General features: G+C 26.7%; 15 protein-coding genes. 11 read left to right on the plus strand and 4 right to left on the minus strand.

The window, feature by feature from the left end:
• Positions 1-4 precede the first annotated feature (4 nt).
• Positions 5-625, plus strand: a complete 621-nt coding sequence (locus tag H8891_RS02400) for a DUF4004 family protein (RefSeq protein WP_187005035.1) — start codon at positions 5-7, stop codon at positions 623-625.
• A 62-nt stretch (positions 626-687) separates the two neighbouring features.
• On the opposite strand, the gene H8891_RS02405 is transcribed toward H8891_RS02400, so the two are convergent.
• A complete protein-coding gene (locus H8891_RS02405) occupies positions 688-1,551 on the minus strand; it encodes a YitT family protein (RefSeq protein ID WP_276510601.1) in 864 nt (287 codons plus the stop codon).
• Positions 1,552-1,816: 265 nt separating this feature from the next.
• On the opposite strand from H8891_RS02405, the gene H8891_RS02410 reads away from it, so the two are divergent.
• The 3 genes from H8891_RS02410 to H8891_RS02420 all read left to right on the plus strand — a co-directional run bounded on the left by H8891_RS02410 (position 1,817) and on the right by H8891_RS02420 (position 4,267).
• Positions 1,817-2,191 carry a CGGC domain-containing protein gene (locus tag H8891_RS02410; protein WP_147545378.1) on the plus strand — a complete coding sequence of 125 codons (375 nt, stop codon included), beginning with the start codon at positions 1,817-1,819 and terminating at the stop codon, positions 2,189-2,191.
• 147 nt (positions 2,192-2,338) lie between these two features.
• On the plus strand, positions 2,339-2,845 hold the full coding sequence (locus H8891_RS02415; protein ID WP_187005037.1) for a hypothetical protein: 507 nt from the start codon (positions 2,339-2,341) through the stop codon (positions 2,843-2,845).
• Between the two features lie 396 nt (positions 2,846-3,241).
• Entirely contained in the window at positions 3,242-4,267 is a 1,026-nt protein-coding gene (locus H8891_RS02420; RefSeq protein ID WP_187005038.1) for a lysozyme inhibitor LprI family protein, read from the plus strand.
• Positions 4,268-4,455: 188 nt separating this feature from the next.
• Here the strand turns inward: H8891_RS02420 and H8891_RS02425 are convergent, their stop codons facing one another.
• Entirely contained in the window at positions 4,456-6,195 is a 1,740-nt protein-coding gene (locus H8891_RS02425) for an ABC-F family ATP-binding cassette domain-containing protein (RefSeq protein ID WP_187005039.1), read from the minus strand.
• 363 nt (positions 6,196-6,558) lie between these two features.
• On the opposite strand from H8891_RS02425, the gene H8891_RS02430 reads away from it, so the two are divergent.
• On the plus strand, positions 6,559-7,770 hold the full coding sequence (locus H8891_RS02430) for a PucR family transcriptional regulator (protein ID WP_187005040.1): 1,212 nt from the start codon (positions 6,559-6,561) through the stop codon (positions 7,768-7,770).
• A 21-nt stretch (positions 7,771-7,791) separates the two neighbouring features.
• Here the strand turns inward: H8891_RS02430 and H8891_RS02435 are convergent, their stop codons facing one another.
• Both H8891_RS02435 and H8891_RS02440 read right to left on the minus strand, forming a co-directional pair.
• Positions 7,792-8,721 (minus strand): DMT family transporter, encoded by a 930-nt coding sequence (locus H8891_RS02435; RefSeq protein ID WP_187005041.1) that lies wholly within the window; start codon positions 8,719-8,721, stop codon positions 7,792-7,794.
• Between the two features lie 27 nt (positions 8,722-8,748).
• The gene (locus tag H8891_RS02440) at positions 8,749-9,504 is read right to left on the minus strand and encodes a creatininase (RefSeq protein WP_187005042.1); all 756 of its coding nucleotides are present in this window, start codon (positions 9,502-9,504) and stop codon (positions 8,749-8,751) included.
• A gap of 282 nt (positions 9,505-9,786) precedes the next feature.
• Here H8891_RS02440 and codA point away from each other — a divergent pair, with 282 nt between their 5' ends.
• The 6 genes from codA to H8891_RS02470 all read left to right on the plus strand — a co-directional run bounded on the left by codA (position 9,787) and on the right by H8891_RS02470 (position 16,621).
• Entirely contained in the window at positions 9,787-11,049 is a 1,263-nt protein-coding gene (gene codA, locus H8891_RS02445) for a cytosine deaminase (protein ID WP_187005043.1), read from the plus strand.
• Between the two features lie 489 nt (positions 11,050-11,538).
• Positions 11,539-12,675: a 5-bromo-4-chloroindolyl phosphate hydrolysis family protein gene (locus H8891_RS02450; RefSeq protein WP_187005044.1), complete on the plus strand. Its 1,137-nt coding sequence runs from the start codon at positions 11,539-11,541 to the stop codon at positions 12,673-12,675.
• A gap of 27 nt (positions 12,676-12,702) precedes the next feature.
• The gene (locus H8891_RS02455) at positions 12,703-13,851 is read left to right on the plus strand and encodes a toxic anion resistance protein (RefSeq protein ID WP_187005045.1); all 1,149 of its coding nucleotides are present in this window, start codon (positions 12,703-12,705) and stop codon (positions 13,849-13,851) included.
• 84 nt (positions 13,852-13,935) lie between these two features.
• Entirely contained in the window at positions 13,936-14,448 is a 513-nt protein-coding gene (locus H8891_RS02460; RefSeq protein ID WP_187005046.1) for a DUF3189 family protein, read from the plus strand.
• A 514-nt stretch (positions 14,449-14,962) separates the two neighbouring features.
• Positions 14,963-15,976, plus strand: coding sequence for a TDT family transporter (locus tag H8891_RS02465; RefSeq protein ID WP_187005047.1), 1,014 nt, complete (start codon positions 14,963-14,965; stop codon positions 15,974-15,976).
• 78 nt (positions 15,977-16,054) lie between these two features.
• Positions 16,055-16,621 (plus strand): TetR/AcrR family transcriptional regulator, encoded by a 567-nt coding sequence (locus H8891_RS02470; RefSeq protein WP_187005048.1) that lies wholly within the window; start codon positions 16,055-16,057, stop codon positions 16,619-16,621.
• Positions 16,622-16,816: the final 195 nt, after the last annotated feature.

Here is a 16,816-nt window from a genome sequence, read left to right on the forward strand (position 1 = left end):
AATTATGGAAGAAAATTTAATATCTAAAAAGGAATTACTAGAAGTTACTAATATTTCTTATGGACAATTATATAGATGGAAAAGAAAAAAAATTATACCTGAAGAGTGGTTTATAAAAAAATCAAGTTTTACAGGTCAAGAAACTTACCTACCTAAGGATAAGATATTAGAGAGAATAGAATATATACTATCAATGAAGGATGAAATATCTTTAGATGACATGGCAAATATGTTTGCTAAATCTGATAGTGATAAAAAATTTGATATAGATATAATTATGGCAAAGAATGCAATATGTGAAAGTACTAAAAATGTTTTTGAACAAATCACTAAAGCTAAGTTAATAGGGAAAAAGGAACTATTAATACTAAGTATAATAGAAAAGTACTTAATTAAATCTGTTATAACTATGGAAGAATTAAAACAAGTTGTATCGGTAATAAATAATGGTTTTAATGAATTATATAATGAAGAGTCTAAAATATTTTTATTTAGAAAATTAGGAATACCTTTTGTAGTAGGTTGCAAGTCTTATAAGGATGTTTTCTTTGAAGAAGATATGGTAAAAATTCTTGAGATTGATTTAGTGAAAGAAATAAGTGAAATAAGCAGACAAATAATATAATTTAATTTATAAAAAAATCAAGGCTATTATAAAGATGATAGCCTTGATTTTTTATATAAATTTTAAACTTTTCTAGTAAATCCTTCTCCAAGTACCTCATAAGCATTGTTTATTATAACAAAGGCTAGAGGGTCTATTTCATTGACAAGTTTTCTTAAAAGAACTTCCTCACGTCTAGAAACTACTACTAATAAAACATCTTTTCTTTGTTTTGAATATCCTCCACGACCTTCCAAGAAAGTAACTCCTCTTTCTAAGTTTTTCATAATTGAATCAGAAATTTCATCAGGATGATTTGTTACAATTATAAAAGATTTAGAAAAATCAAAGCCTTCAACAATGGTATCACAAATTTTTACTGAAACGTATAAAGAAATTATAGCATATAAAGCTATTTGAATATTTTTAGAAACAATACCTGCTAAAGCTATTACAACACCATCTATTATAAACATAAACACAGAAATAGATATAAAAGGAAATATCTTATTTAAGATAAGACAAGCAAGCTCTGTTCCACCAGTAGATGCATCTACCCTAAATAACATTCCAAGACTTATACCAACAACTATACCACCTGCAATTGAAGATAGTAGTATATCAGTAGTTTGAAAAGCTGAAGTTAGTGGTTCTGTGACTTTTAAGAAAAATGTAAGTAATAAAATCCCTATTAATGTTTTTATAGCATCTTTTTTACCAAGTATTTTAATACCAAATATAAATAAAGGTATGTTAAAAACTAAGTTTATAAACCACAAAGGAGTATTAAAAAGATTTTTAAGGACTATTGCTAGACCAGTAAGTCCACCTGATGCTATCATGTATGGTTCTAAGAACATGTTAAGCCCAACGGACATTATAAAGCATCCTAGTGCTAAAATGATAAGTTCGAAAAAGTATTTGTATTTCTTGTTTTTTAAAATCAATTCCCATCACCATCCTTTTTACCCTTAAAAACGTTTACACTGAATATTGTATCACTCTTGTGATATTTTAGTCAAAATATCTATAAATGCAAGTAGAATAAACTATTATTTAAGATAATTATAAATTTAAAAAATATTAAAAAAGCGTACCCTATGATACGCAATATTTAGTTAAATTATACTATAATAGATAGGAAATTATATCATTATGAAAAATATATAGTGAGAGATACAATGTTTGAAATTGGTGCACAGGAGGAAATAAATGAAAAATATTGCAATATACGTATGTGGGGAAGTTTCTAGAAAGTGTACTGCTAATGGATGCTTAAGAACTTTTAATTCAAGTGAAGATTCTTTTGAAAGATATAAGGAAGATGGAAGTAAGTTAGTAGCTTTTAATACTTGTAATGGATGCGATAAAGATCCAGTAGGAAGCTTAGATGTAAAGATTGAAAAGCTTAAAAAAGCAGATGTTGAAGTGATGCATATATCAACTTGTATAAGAGGTAGATGTAGTCATTATGAAGAGTTTGCTAAAGAATTTGCTAAACACTTTGAGGTTATTGGATATACACATGGATCAAAAGAAGGAAAGAAAAATAATAATATAAATTACATAAAAAATATAGAGAACTAGTTATTAAGAGGGTATAGTATTTTACTATGCCCTCTTATATATTTTAATATTTATCATATATAAAATTTTTAAGATTGATAATTTGAAAAATGTGGTAAATATATAAATAGGCTAGAATTTAATAAAAGTAAAAAGGGGTGAACTTAAATGAAGAAAATAGGGATAATTTTAACTTTAATATTATTAGTGATAAGCTTAGTAGGTTGTGAAAATAGTAAATCTAAAAAGGCAATAGAACAAGGTAAAATGGAAATGGCTAATAAAGAATATGATAAAGCCTTAGCTTCATTTAAAAGTGCATTAGACAAAGAAAGTAGTAATGAAGAAGCAAAAAGATTAACAGCTTTAATAGACAATTATAAAAAAGCAAATGATGAATTTGAAAAAGGCAATATAGATGATGCTAATAAAATTATGAATCAAATAGACGAGGAAACTATAGAAGATTCTATGAAAAATGATATAGATAATTTAAAAGCTAAAATAAATCAACATGATAAAATAGATAAAGAAATAGTACATATAAAAGAGTTAATAAAAGAGAAAAAATATGATGAAGCAAAAAAATCAATAAAAGAGATAGATATAGATAAATTAAATAAAAAAGATAAAAATGAAATAAATGAGTTAAATGATACTATTGAGTTAGGATAGGTATAAAAATGCTAAGGTTATTTTGATTGATGACTTGTTTAAGGTAAGTGTTAGTAAAAGTGATGTTAATATTGTCTTTGAGATAGTGAATTTTAGGTATTTTAATAATTTACTTATTATTGTAAGTTATGAAAATTACAATAATATTTATAAATAAATCCGTTAGATTTTCAGACTTCTGAATATAAAAAATTATTAAGTTCTAATAGATAGTAATCCTACTAGATTTTGTTGTATTAATTATTAGGGTGCTATATTTGTTGGGGTTTATATAGAAAACGTTTATTTAAATTGCGAAAAGTAACAAATAGAAAATATTATAATAATAACTGAATTAGGTGTATATAACACATTAAATAAAAAGTAAAGCATAATAACTAAGAGGTGAGATAAAAAATGAAAAAGGTAATTATATCAATAGGTTTAATAATGGCACTAGTGCTAACTGGATGTGCTAAAGATGAAAAAAAACAGAGTAAAAAAGTTGCAACTGCAGCATATTGTAACAATTGTGGTAAAGAGTCAAAAGAAGAAACAAAGCTTTGCTCAAACTGTGGAAAAGAAGCAACGTGGTTAACTGAAAAACCTGAAATATCAAAGGATAAGAAGAAAGATATAGAGAAAAAAGATGAAAATAAAGATACAATCAAGGATATAGCTAAAAAAGATAAAAATAAAGATACAATCAAGGATATAGAGAAAAAAGATGAAAATAAAGATACAACCAAGGATATAGCTAAAAAAGATGAAAATAAAGATACAATCAAGGATATAGCTAAAAAAGATAAAAATAAAGATACAATCAAGGATATAGAGAAAAAAGATGAAAATAAAGATACAACCAAGGATATAGCTAAAAAAGATGAAAATAAAGATACAATCAAGGATATAGCTAAAAAAGATAAAAATAAAGATACAATCAAGGATATAGAGAAAAAAGATGAAAATAAAGATACAACCAAGGATATAGCTAAAAAAGATGAAAATAAAGATGCAACCAAGGATATAGCTAAAAAAGATAAAAATAAAGATACAACAAAGGATGTAGAAACAGTAAAACATAGCTATAAGGATGAATATATAAATAAGCTTAACTCAACAGAAAAAGGAATGAGTGACTTAGATTATCTATATAAAAATGGTACAAATGGAGAGTTGGTAGAAGCAGAATATACAAGATTAAAGAGATGGGATAATATGTTAAATGAGATTTATAGTTTATTGAAGACTCAACTTACAGAAAGTGAAATGAATGAGCTAAAAAGTAAACAACGTAGTTGGATAGAATATAGAGATAAAACAGCAGAAAATGAAGCAAGTGAAAATAGAGGAGGTTCATTGTATTATGTAGTTTATAATGGTTCATTAGCTAGACTTACGAAAGAAAGATGTTATGAATTGGTTAATACATATATGAAGTAAAAATAATGCTTCGTAAAGTAATATATTTAAATTGTTACAGTATAAAGTATAAATAAAAATTATTCTCTATAGAGGAAGTTATGGAGAATCGTATCATAAATAACGGAGTTTAGTGAGATATAGCTTTTAATTAAAAAAATAACCCCCTTAAAATTGACAAGCCTATCAATTCTAAGGGGGTTATTTATTTAAAGTAATTTAATTAACTCTTCTAACTTTGTAGATAAAGTTTTTGCACGTTCAAAATCAGTATCCTTTAAAGCAGAAGCTATTTCCATCTCAACTGACTTTTTCTTTTCTTCAATTTGCAGATAATCTTTGTCAAAATGATTAGCATAAATCATCTTTCTAAATTTACGCATGCTCATTTTTCTAACTGTCTTATCTTCAATAAGTAAAACATAATCCGCACAGTTAACTATAAAATGATAATCATGAGAAATCATTAAAATAGCACCTTTGTAATTAGCTATGGCTTTTTCTAGAGCCATTTGAGAATAAATATCTAAGTGGCTTGTAGGTTCATCCATTAGTAACATATTTGCTTTACTAGCAGAAACCTTCGCCAATTGAAGTATATTTTTTTCTCCACCAGATAAAGATTCAATCTTTTGTGTAAGTATATCTGAATCAAAACCATATCTTGAAACATATTTTCTAATTTCACCATAAGTCTCAAATCCAACATCATAGAACTCTTGAAGTATTGTATTAGACTCATTTACTACCTCACTTTGCATTTGTGATAAGTAAGCTAGCTTAATGTTTTCATTTATTTTAATAGATTCATTATTATTTTTAAATATTTCTTTTAATAAAGTAGTTTTTCCTACACCGTTTGTACCAACAATAGCTACTTTATCAGTAGATTTTATCTCGAAGTTAACATTTTCTAAAAGAACTTCATCAAATGATATAGAAAAATCACAAGCTTCTAGGGCAATAGTTTCTTCAATTTCATTATTTGTCTCTAAATTGATATATGGTTGTTTAATATCTACAAATGGTGCTTTAATTCTTTTGGCTTCTAATCTTTCTTGGATTTTAACTCTAGCTTTTAGAGCTCTACCTCTAGAAGCTTCAGCATTATAGGTTGCTTTTTCTCTTAATATTTCGATTAAAGCTTCATTTCTTGCAATTTCTTCTTCATCAGCAATAGCCATTTCTTGTAACTCGATTTTAGTTTGAAGAAGAGAGAAGTTGTAATCAATATATCTGCCATCAAATTCTTGTAGCTCTGTATTTTCAAGATGGATAATTTTATTAAAACAATGATTTAATAAATATCTGTTGTGTGTAATAACTAAAAGTGTTTTCTTATGAGAATTAATTAAATCTTTAAGAGCGTTAAGATTCTCAAAATCTAAGAACACATCTGGCTCATCCATAATCATTAAATCTGGGTTATTAAGCATTTCTTTAATAACTTGAATAAGTTTAAATTCTCCACCACTAAGTTCAGATATCATTTTATCTTTATGCTTAGTTAAATTTGCAAGATTTAGTTTCTTATTAATGTTGCTTTCATAATCATCACCATCAATTGCATCAAATGCATCTAAAGCTTCTTGGTACTTTTCTAGTAAAGTATCAATATCAGAAGAGTTTTCCATTTCACTGCAAATAGATGCTATTTCATCTTGTAGCTTGATAAACTCTTGTGCTATATATTCAAAAACTGTAGTTTCTTTTAGTTTGTCTAGTTGTGAGAACTGACTTACATATCCAATTCTTAAATTTGGATTCATTTCTAATTTACCATCAAATACATATTTTTCGGGATCCATTATTATATCTATAAGTGTGCTTTTTCCGCTACCACTTGCTCCTATAAAAGCACAATGTTGCCCCTCTTCTAATGTAAATGAAACCTTATTATATAGGTCTTTTTGTGGAAGCGAGTAGGACAAGTTGTCAATTTTTATCATATAATTACCTCTCTTTATCATTTAAAAAAATTCGTTTTGCTTAAGCTACGTGTCTGTAAATTACTTCACGTCGCCAACGACCTAAAGGTCTGATTCTTAATAAGATATAAAAAGAGCCTATAAAAATAAGCTCTTTAATATATAATCAATCTCAATTTTATAATTGATAGTATATACAGTAACGACATTTTTTTAATTTCTTTTGATAGCATAACATTTTTTAAGGCTAATTTCAATTATTTAAAATTGGATTTTTTCTTATAAAATCTCAATAATAAAACATTATAAATTGTATCAGTTTAAAATTTATAATATAATTTAAAAGACAGTTATTTTTAAATCAAGAAAGAGGGAATGGGGTTTATGGCTATTTGTTGCAGGGATTTATTTCAACTTAAAAATTTTTCAAAAGCAAAATTACTGGCTGGGGAAAAGGGATTAAACCGTGAAATTTCTTGGCCTTACGTAAGAACTACAGAGTCTATTTCACAGTGGCTTTATGGTGAAGAGTTGATATTTGTTATTTACACAGATATAAGACAAGATGATGATAGTTTTTTATCATTAATAGAAGAATGTATTCATAAAAAGCTTTCTGGAATTGTAATTTTAATTGATGACAAAGATATAGACAGTATACCTAAGAATGTAATAGATAAGGCAAATGAAGAGGATTTTCCTGTAATTGTAATGCCTTGGAATATTAAATTAATAGATATTACACAAGAAATCTTATTTAAATTAGAACAAAAGCAAGAAGAAAAAAAGAATGCAAAGCGTTTTTTAGAATCAATTATATTTTCTCAAGATCATCTACAAGAAGATATACATGCTTTAGCAGAATTTTATAATATAAAATTAAGGCCTTTTCACTATGTATGTATATTTAAAATGCAAAAGCCATCCAATGTTTCCTATGATTTAGAACAAATTAACAAACATATAATTCATTCATTAGAAGAAGCAATAAATACAGAAAATCAAACTTTAATTCCTATGGAATACGCAAATAACTTAATGTTTTTAATATTTACCAATGATTATAATGAAGGTGAAAAATCAATAGAAGCAGTAGAAGCTGTTTTTAACCTTGTAAGTTCTAAATATCCAGAAGTTGAAAATAGCTTAAGCTTTAGTCGTATAAGACAGTCAAATTCTGATATAAAAATAAGTTATAAAGAAGCTTTTAAAGCTTTATCTATGATTGATATATACCATAAGGACTTAAAAATTATTAAGTATAAGGAATTAGGAATTATTAGGTGGTTAGTAGAACTTTCTGATATTAAAGAAATTCAAAGGTATTGTTATGAAAACTTGGGTCCTATTTTAGAATATGATAAAAATCATGGAATGGATTTAATGGGAACTTTAAAATGTTATTTCCAAAATAATAGACATTTATTAAAGACTTCTCAAGAACTTTTTATACATAGAAATACATTGATTTATAGATTATCAACAATCAAGGAACTTTTGAACATAGATTTAGATGATGCAATGATAGATTTAGAACTTTTTAATAGTATATTAATTTATGAATTTATTAATCTTAAAAATAAAAAATCCCTATAAATACATAGGGATTTTTTATTTTTAAACTTCTAATTCTATATTAGGTTCTGGTGGGTCATCTTTTGTATTTTCTTTTGCAAAAGATAATATTAATACTCCTGCAAAAATTAATATGCAGGCAATAATTTTTAGAGGTGTTACTTTTTCACCTAATAATAACACTCCAAATATTACACTTGTTATAGGTTCAAAAGTACTTATAACAGCTGCCTCACTTGCTCCAATATATTTTATACCAACTTGTAACAGTGATAGGGCAACAACTGTACATAAAAATGCAAATACTGAAGATATAATCCATGATTTAGTTGTAAGAGAAGATAAAACAAGTTCATTGGTAGAAATACCATAGAAAAACATACCTATACTTGAAGCGATTGCTACATAGAATGTTATTTTAAATGGAGATTCACCTTTTAGACCACTTTTATCCATAAATATAATATAGAATGCATAAAATGCTCCTGAAGCTACTGCTAAAATTAATCCAAGCAATGTAGATGAACTAAAAGAAGCAGAATTTAATGATTGAATAAAGAAACATCCTATACCACACATAGCTATAACTAATGCTATAATCTTTTGTTTGCTTAGTTTTTCATTAAAGAATAGTACACATCCAAGTGTTACAAATACAGGGTAAGTAAAGTGAATTGGAGTAACTATTCCTACATCCACATGAGCAAAAGCTATATTTAGCATTAATGTTGTTATTGCATTTCCTACAAATCCTAATATGATTAAGTTTTTAAGTTGACTTTTTGTTACTTTTAAATCAATTTTTAAAAATAAAACTATTAGTAATAAAAAGGGTAAACTTAAAAAGTTTCTTAAAAAAGTTAATGTTACAGGATTACTTCCTCCAGCACCATAGGTCATAGGGCCTAATGTAAAGGCAAAACCAAAGGTAATAGAGGATAGCATTGTTAGTACTATTCCTTTTAATTTCATAAATGTACCTATCTCTTTCTAAATGATTTACTTAAATGCCTCTTCAACTATTTTTACGATATTTGGAACAACGTCATCTACAATTATTTTACCTCTTTGAGCTGAAGATGATTTAGCTGATGCAAGTATTCCAGTTTCAGGAACGATATCTTTTTGTATAGGATATCTAAAGTAAGTTGCTGGAGTAGCATTTTCTGTATCTAATATTTTGTCCTCTCTAACAAGTTCTGGTGCAAAATACATCATTAATGATGTTTCTGTAACAGCAGCATGTTCTAGAGCCCATCCTGGGAATGGGACTTCATCAAATACTTTATCGATTACATCAGGTGACATTGGATCCCACCAGTTAGTAAGAAGAAGTTTTACTTTATCTCCATATTTTGCAGAACATAAGTCCATAGCTTCCACAATAAATGCTTCATTTTCAAAGTGAGCACTTAATATAAATATTTTTGTAAATCCATCACGAACAAACTCATCAATTATATCCATTACTAAAGCTTGTAATGTAGCTCCGTTTAAATCAATAGTTCCTGGGAATAATGGGCCTCCACCACTTAATGGTTTTGATTTATATCCATATGAAAGAGTTGGAGCAACTACACCATTAATTTTTTCAGCTATACGATAAGCAAACTCCTCTGCTAATACAGCATCTACACAAGTAGGTAGATGAGGACCATGTTGCTCTGTAGCACCTATTGGTAATATAATTACATCATCTTTTTTCTTAGCAAATTCTTGCCATGTCATGTTTCTCATTTTAAATTTTTCGTACATAATAACGTCCCCCTTTTTAGTTGAAAAGTTTTTATTAAGGCTTTTATACAATGAACTTTTTTTATTTTCGAGAAGCTTCATTGCACTATTAGTATATACTCAGGAAATATTATAATACAATGTGCAAAAAATACAAATAAATATATAAAAATATGGTCTTTATGTGCACAGTCATATTAAAAGATTATTGGATGATTAGTACAATGACTAGTGTATATTTTCATGTTAGACTTTGGATGTAACTAAGAAAATATTAAAAATAATAGGAGGGAGATTATTAAAATGAAAGCAAAATTATTTAAAAATGCTAGATTAAAAGGGAATGAAACATTAGTTGATTTACTTGTTGAAAATGGAAAATACAAAGAGATAGGTCCAAATCTTTTACAAAAATATAAAGATGTAGAGACTTATGATTTAGAAGGAAATCTAGTTGTTCCACCTTATGTTGACCCACATATTCACCTAGATTATGTATATACAGCTCGTATGGATGGTGCAACTAATGGAACAGGAACTTTATTTGAAGGAATTCAAAGATGGTCTGAGACAAAATCAAAGATGACAAAAGATGAAATAAAAGACAGAGCAAAAATTGCACTAAAAAAAGAGATTTTATATGGAACTCAATATCTTAGAACACATGTAGATGTAACAGATCCAAAGCTTACTTGTTTAAAAGCAATTATGGAATTAAAAGAAGAAGTAAAAGATTTAGTTGATATACAAATCATAGCATTTCCTCAAGAGGGAATGTATTCATACAAAGATGGGGATAAATTAGTAGAAGAAGCATTAAAAATGGGTGCTGATGTAGTAGGGGCTATACCTCACTTTGAATTTACAAGAGAAATGGGAGAAAAATCTGTCAAAAAAACTGTAGAACTTGCTATGAAATATAACAAGTTAATTGATATTCACTGTGACGAAACAGATGATGAACAATCAAGATTCCTTGAACTATTAGCTGCTGAAGCCTATATGAATGGAATAGGAGAACTTACAACAGCAAGTCATGCTTGTGCTATGGGCTCTTATAATAATGCATATACTTTTAAACTATTTAAACTTCTAGCATTATCAAAACTTAATTTTATATCATGCCCAACTGAAAATATTCATTTACAAGGAAGATATGACACATATCCAAAGAGAAGAGGACTTACAAGAGTTAAAGAATTAAATGATGCTGGTATCAATGTTTGTTTTGCACAAGATTCAATTTCAGACCCTTGGTATCCACTTGGAAATGGAAACTTAATGAACATTCTTGATGCAGGAATTCATATTTGCCAAATGATGTCATTTGAAGAAATTAAAAATGCCCTAGACCTAATTACAGTAAATGGTGCTAAAACTCTTCATATACAAGATAAATACGGTATAGCAGAAGGTAAAGATGCTAACTTCATAGTATTAAATGCAAAAGATGAATTTGATGCAATATTAGAAAGAGTTGGAGTTAATTGTTCTGTTAGAAAAGGTGAATTCTTATTTAAAAGAGAGCCAGAAGTAATTGATACAAAAATTTCACTATTAAAATAATTATCATATAAAAAAGGATTAAGTGGGTATCAACTTAATCCTTTTTTATTTTAAATACATATTGTGTTAAGATAAATTGAGTATATAATAAAACCATTTTTATTAATAAAAATTTAATGGTAAACAAATTCTTTCCCAATGAAATTTTAAAATATTTAAATCCTATAATAGTTTAAACAAATAAACGAAAGGCAGATACTTAAAGAAGCAGAAATTGTAAATGTACGCAAAGAAGGAACAAAAAACTTTTATTATCTTGATTCAAAGGAATCACAATGGAAAAACCTAACAGAACTAATAAATCTTATATAGATTGCCTAGGGCTATTTTTTATATAATATTTGACTTTAATACTAAAAGTGTATTTTTAAGTTAGTAGTTACAATTAGCTAAATTATAAGATATAATAGATTTAAAATATTAAAATAACGGGGTAGTATATATCTAGAGTTATGTTAATTATAAGAAAAATAATCTGGAGGCAAGATAATGGATAAAAAAGATTTTTCTAATTTAGAAGATCAAATTATGTCTACAGTTAGCAATGCAATTAAAGCAATAGATTTTGCTAATTTGAAAAAAGATATTAACGATAAAACTGAGGATACCTTAAACCAATTTAAATCAAAGTTTAATGGATATAGTGAAAAGTATATGCGTTTAAATAAAAAAGCTAAAAATGATATATCAAAATATATTAGTAAAAAACCAGCTGGAAGTATATCGGGAATACTTTATATAATATTTGGCGCGATTGGATGTTTAACTTTTGCTTCTTCAGCGCTTATATTTTTAATATTTAAACTATTATTTGGTATCATAGGTAGCAATATTATTTTGGGAGTTGCATTTTTATTCTTTGTAGTAAGTTTAGGTTTATTATTAAGGGGAATAACTTTAAGAAAAAGAGTAAAACGTTTTAAGAAGTATGTAAGATTTATTGAGGACAATAATTATTTCTTAATTAATGACCTAGCAAAATTTGCTAAAGAGAAAGATAGTTTTGTTGTTAAAGACCTAAGTAAAATGATTAATTTAGGTATGTTCTTAGAAGGTCATATAGATGAAGAAAAAACTTATTTTATGTTAAATGATGAAGTTTATAATGACTATTTAAATTTAAAAAAGCAACAAATAGCTAAAGAAATTGATAATGAAAAATTAAATGAAGAAATAGAAAATTTAGAAAAAGATGAAGTAGAATCTACTATTAAAATAGGAAGAAATTATATTGAACAAATAAAAAGTATAAGAAATGATCTTTATAAAGAAGAAATAGCTATAAAGTTAGATAAATTAGGAAATATTTCAAACCAAATCTTAATTCAGGTTGAAAAAAACCCTAATAAGATACAAGAAGTTAATAAATTTATAAATCATTATCTTCCTATTACTATAAAATTAATTAATTCATACAAAGATATGAATAATCAATTAGTTCAAGGCGAGAATATAGAAAATGCTAAGATTGAAATTGAAAAGAGTATTGACCTTATTAATAGCGCTTTTGAAAATTTATTAGATGATTTATTTGAAGATGTTGTTTTAGATATTTCTACAGATATTTCTGTTCTTAAAACATTATTTAAACAAGAGGGGCTAGCAGAAAATGATTTTAAAAAGTAAGTTTTAAACAAAAGGGAGGCATAAAAAATGAGTGATGAATTTAAAGAAGGGTCTATTGATATAAAACCAGAATTAACTTTTCAACCATTTCAAGAGGAAGTTCTTGATTTAGGAGTAAAAGAAGAAAAGAAAGAAGAAAAAATAATTGATGAAATCCAACTTACAGAAGAAGAAAAAAAGATGGTTGATCAATTTGTAGATAAAATAGATATAAATAATTCAAATTCTATTTTACAATATGGGGTAGGTGCTCAAAAGAAAATTTCTGATTTTTCACAGTCAGCACTTAATAATGTAAAAACTAAAGATTTAGGTGAAATTGGGGAAGTACTATCTAGTGTAGTTTATGAATTAAAGAACTTTGAAGAATCCGAAGAGAAAAAAGGAATTTTAGGTTTCTTTAAAAAAGGGAAGGATAAGATTTCCCAAATGAAAATAAAATATGAGAATGTAGAAAATAATATTGGTAAAATGTGTAACATTCTTGAATCGCATCAAATACAGCTTTTAAAAGATATTGCCATGCTAGATAAAATGTATGAAATAAATAAAGTATATTTTAAAGAGCTTTCTATGTATATATTAGCTGGGAAAAAGAAACTTCAAAAACTAGAAAAGGAAGAACTTCCTAGATTACAAGAAAAAGCAAGAAATAGTGGAAATCCTCAGGATGCTCAAGAATTAAATGATTTTGTGGCTCTTTGCAATAGATTTGAAAAGAAAATTCACGATTTAGAATTAACTAAAATGATTTCTTTACAAATGGCTCCTCAAATTCGTTTAATTCAAAATAATGATTCATTAATGTCTGAAAAAATACAATCTACAATTATAAATACTATTCCGCTTTGGAAAAATCAAATGGTTTTAGCACTTGGAGTTGCTCACGCTGCTAATGCTGCAAAAGTTCAAAGAGAAGTAACAGATATGACAAATGAACTTTTACGTAAAAATGCAGAAATATTAAAAACTTCAACTATAGAAACTGCAAAAGAATCTGAAAGAGGAATTGTTGATATTGAAACACTTAAAGCTACTAATGAGTCATTAATTTCAACTCTTGATGAAATACTTAATATACAAACACAAGGACGTCAAAAACGTATGGAAGCTGAAGCAGAATTAAGAAATATTGAAAATCAATTAAAAAATAAGCTTTTAGATTTTAAATATTAGTATAAGATGTTGTTTAACTCCAATGATTAATGTATATACTACAATTATTAAAATAAAGCAAAAATAAGAAATTAGGTGATTTTAATGATATACATATATAATTGTTATGGAGGAACCCACTCATCTATTTTAGCAAGTGCTTATCACTTAGAAATACTGGATGCAACTCGAGAACCAACTAAGGATGAAATATTGAATTTATCTAACTTTAATAAGTTAGTATATGGAAATCGTGGAGAACTTTTTTATCATGGAAGAGATAAAGATGGAAACGAAGTATATACTGTAGGAAGGGGACGTTCAAAGGTTTTGATTCCAGGATTATATAACTTAGCATCTATGCTTCATAAACAAAAGGTATTAAATGAAAAAATTATATTTTCAAATACATCCCCAACGGTTCCATTACCAATGACCTTTGGTGGATTGTTTTCTAGGTGGTTAAAAATTGATTTTATAGGAGTACCATTGCTTGTAAAAGGAGCAAAACAATCATACAAGGACATTGTAGAACTTGTAAATCACACAAAAAAGGTAGCAAAGGAAGATAAATCAGGAGTTATTATCTTAGATAACAAGGAATTTAAGAAAAAATAGTTAATTAAATAATATATTGTTTAATTAACATATAAAAAAGACAGGTTACGAAAGCCTGTCTTTTTTTATTAGTGATTATATAAATAACTTTTTATTTAACTCTCATTTTTACTAAGTTCATTAATACTATAAGATAAAGTCTGAAGCTTTCCTATTGATATTAGTATTTAGATTTAAGAATTCATAAAAATACCTCATCTCTTACAATCTCCAAAAAAAGTAGCACACAAAAGGCGAAGGGGAAGTAGTTAGAGATTGTTGAAGAAACACTTAAAGACCGCTCTTTGGTCTTTGTGTGAATGAAACAACTCTAACTACTTATCCCGAAGCCAACCCTTTAAAGAAAGTATTTGAAAAATATTTTAAATATGAACTGTTTCAAAGTGATTTATAGAGGGAATTAATTAAATTAGGAGCTATGGAAGAATTTTACTTTATAGCAGCATAGATAAATATAAAAAATATTTAAATAAATATTAAAAATAGATCAATAACAAATTAGAGGGTGGTTAGTATGACTAGATATTTAGATAAGCTTGAAAATTTACACATAGGAATAAGTGGCACATGTTTGGCATTTATAACACTTAGTAATTGCTGGTTAATTAAAGATATCGGTTATCTAAAACCAATTGCAATAACTATAGCAATAATAATGCTTTCGTTAATGTTAATGAGAGTTATAAGATTTCCAAAAGTAATGTTAAAAGAATTAAGAGATCCGGTTACAGGAACATTTTATCCAACTATGGGCATGGTAACTTGGTTAGTTTCTGGATTTTTCTATCCACAATTTCCAACTGTATGTAGTGCTTTATGGTTAGGAGCAGTAGTATATCATTATGCTATTGTAGTATATTATACAATAATAAGAATTAAAGAAAAGAACTTTAATAATATAATGCCAACTTGTTTTATCATATATACAGGTATGATAACAGGAAGTGTGGCAAGTAAAGGAATGGGAGGAATAATTCCACCAATAGCAAACTTTATGCTTATGTTTGGATTTATATTTTACACATTATTATTACCAGTAGTTCTTTATATAGTATTTAAAAGTGAGATACTAGATGATAAAAAATTACCTACTGTTGGTATAATTTGCTCACCAGCTCCACTTGGAATAGTTGGGATATTAACTATAGATCCAAATCCAAATATATATATGCTAACTTGGTTAATAATAACTGGATTAATACTTTTAGTAGTTGTATACGGATATATACTAAAACTTTTCAAAGAAGGATTTAAACCAACATATGCAGCATTTACATTCCCATTAGCAATTGCAACATTAGCAGCTTTTAAATTATCAACATATTTTGGAAAAATAGGTTATAAAATAATAGGAAATGTATTTGAATTATTAGGAAATATAGAAATATTTATAGCAACATATGTAGTATTCTTTGTATTATTAAATTTTATAAATCTATTTTTCAAAGCAATAAATCCAAGATTTGGAGCTTATTTAGAAAAAGAAGAAAAATTAATTGGTGGAACTATATATTCTAATGAAAAATAATTAAAGTGTAAGAAATATTTGATAAGAAGGATGTATAAATAGAAATTTTATAAGTTTAAAATAATGGAGGGGATACATATGTCTCAAATGACTAAAAAATCATTTGCTGCATCTTTGAAAAAAATGTTAGCCCAAAAATCATTGGAAAAAATAAAAGTAATAGATATAACAGAAGATTGTGGAGTAAATAGGCAGACCTTTTATTATCATTTCAAGGATATTTACGATTTACTAGATTGGGTTTACACATATGAAGCAACAAGAGCCTTAGATGGGAAAAAGACATATGATACTTGGCAACAGGGATTTGAACATATATTTGACTACATACTAGAGAATAAATCTTTTGTATTAAATACATTCAACTCTGTAAGTAGAGAACATCTAGAACGTTACTTATATAATGAAGTACAGTTACTTCTTATGGGAGTAGTAGAAGAAAAGGCAAAAGATATGGTAGTTAGGGAAAAAGATAAAGAATTTATTGCAGATTTTTATAAGTATGCATTTGTAGGCCTTGTCCTTGAATGGATTAAAAAAGGAATGAAAGAAAACCCTAAAGATATTATTAGGCGATTGAATACATTGATTTGTGGAAATATAGAAGAGGCTTTAGAGCGATACAGAACAGATAAATGGGATTAGTACAAAAATAAATAGAAAATATAAACTAGACAAATATTATTATTTGTCTAATTTTTTTACAGATTTATAGTTATGTTTAAAATTTTTACAAAGCTTAAATATTGTCTATATAATAAAATCTTAAATGGGAATATGATATTAATAAATAAATTACTAAAGCTTTTACAATAAATAAGCTTTAAAAAGTATAGGGGA

Source organism: Paeniclostridium hominis, assembly GCF_014306135.1.
Taxonomy (GTDB): Bacteria; Bacillota; Clostridia; order Peptostreptococcales; family Peptostreptococcaceae; genus Paraclostridium; species Paraclostridium hominis.

Excerpts from the sequence above, each read along its gene's own strand:
- H8891_RS02400 (WP_187005035.1), top strand. The coding sequence starts at position 5 with ATGGAAGAAAATTTAATATCTAAAAAGGAATTACTAGAAGTTACTAAT.
- H8891_RS02410 (WP_147545378.1), top strand. The coding sequence starts at position 1,817 with ATGAAAAATATTGCAATATACGTATGTGGGGAAGTTTCTAGAAAGTGT.
- H8891_RS02415 (WP_187005037.1), top strand. The coding sequence starts at position 2,339 with ATGAAGAAAATAGGGATAATTTTAACTTTAATATTATTAGTGATAAGC.
- H8891_RS02420 (WP_187005038.1), top strand. The coding sequence starts at position 3,242 with ATGAAAAAGGTAATTATATCAATAGGTTTAATAATGGCACTAGTGCTA.
- H8891_RS02425 (WP_187005039.1), bottom strand. The coding sequence starts at position 6,195 with ATGATAAAAATTGACAACTTGTCCTACTCGCTTCCACAAAAAGACCTA.
- H8891_RS02430 (WP_187005040.1), top strand. The coding sequence starts at position 6,559 with ATGGCTATTTGTTGCAGGGATTTATTTCAACTTAAAAATTTTTCAAAA.
- H8891_RS02435 (WP_187005041.1), bottom strand. The coding sequence starts at position 8,721 with ATGAAATTAAAAGGAATAGTACTAACAATGCTATCCTCTATTACCTTT.
- H8891_RS02440 (WP_187005042.1), bottom strand. The coding sequence starts at position 9,504 with ATGTACGAAAAATTTAAAATGAGAAACATGACATGGCAAGAATTTGCT.
- codA (WP_187005043.1), top strand. The coding sequence starts at position 9,787 with ATGAAAGCAAAATTATTTAAAAATGCTAGATTAAAAGGGAATGAAACA.
- H8891_RS02450 (WP_187005044.1), top strand. The coding sequence starts at position 11,539 with ATGGATAAAAAAGATTTTTCTAATTTAGAAGATCAAATTATGTCTACA.
- H8891_RS02455 (WP_187005045.1), top strand. The coding sequence starts at position 12,703 with ATGAGTGATGAATTTAAAGAAGGGTCTATTGATATAAAACCAGAATTA.
- H8891_RS02460 (WP_187005046.1), top strand. The coding sequence starts at position 13,936 with ATGATATACATATATAATTGTTATGGAGGAACCCACTCATCTATTTTA.
- H8891_RS02465 (WP_187005047.1), top strand. The coding sequence starts at position 14,963 with ATGACTAGATATTTAGATAAGCTTGAAAATTTACACATAGGAATAAGT.
- H8891_RS02470 (WP_187005048.1), top strand. The coding sequence starts at position 16,055 with ATGTCTCAAATGACTAAAAAATCATTTGCTGCATCTTTGAAAAAAATG.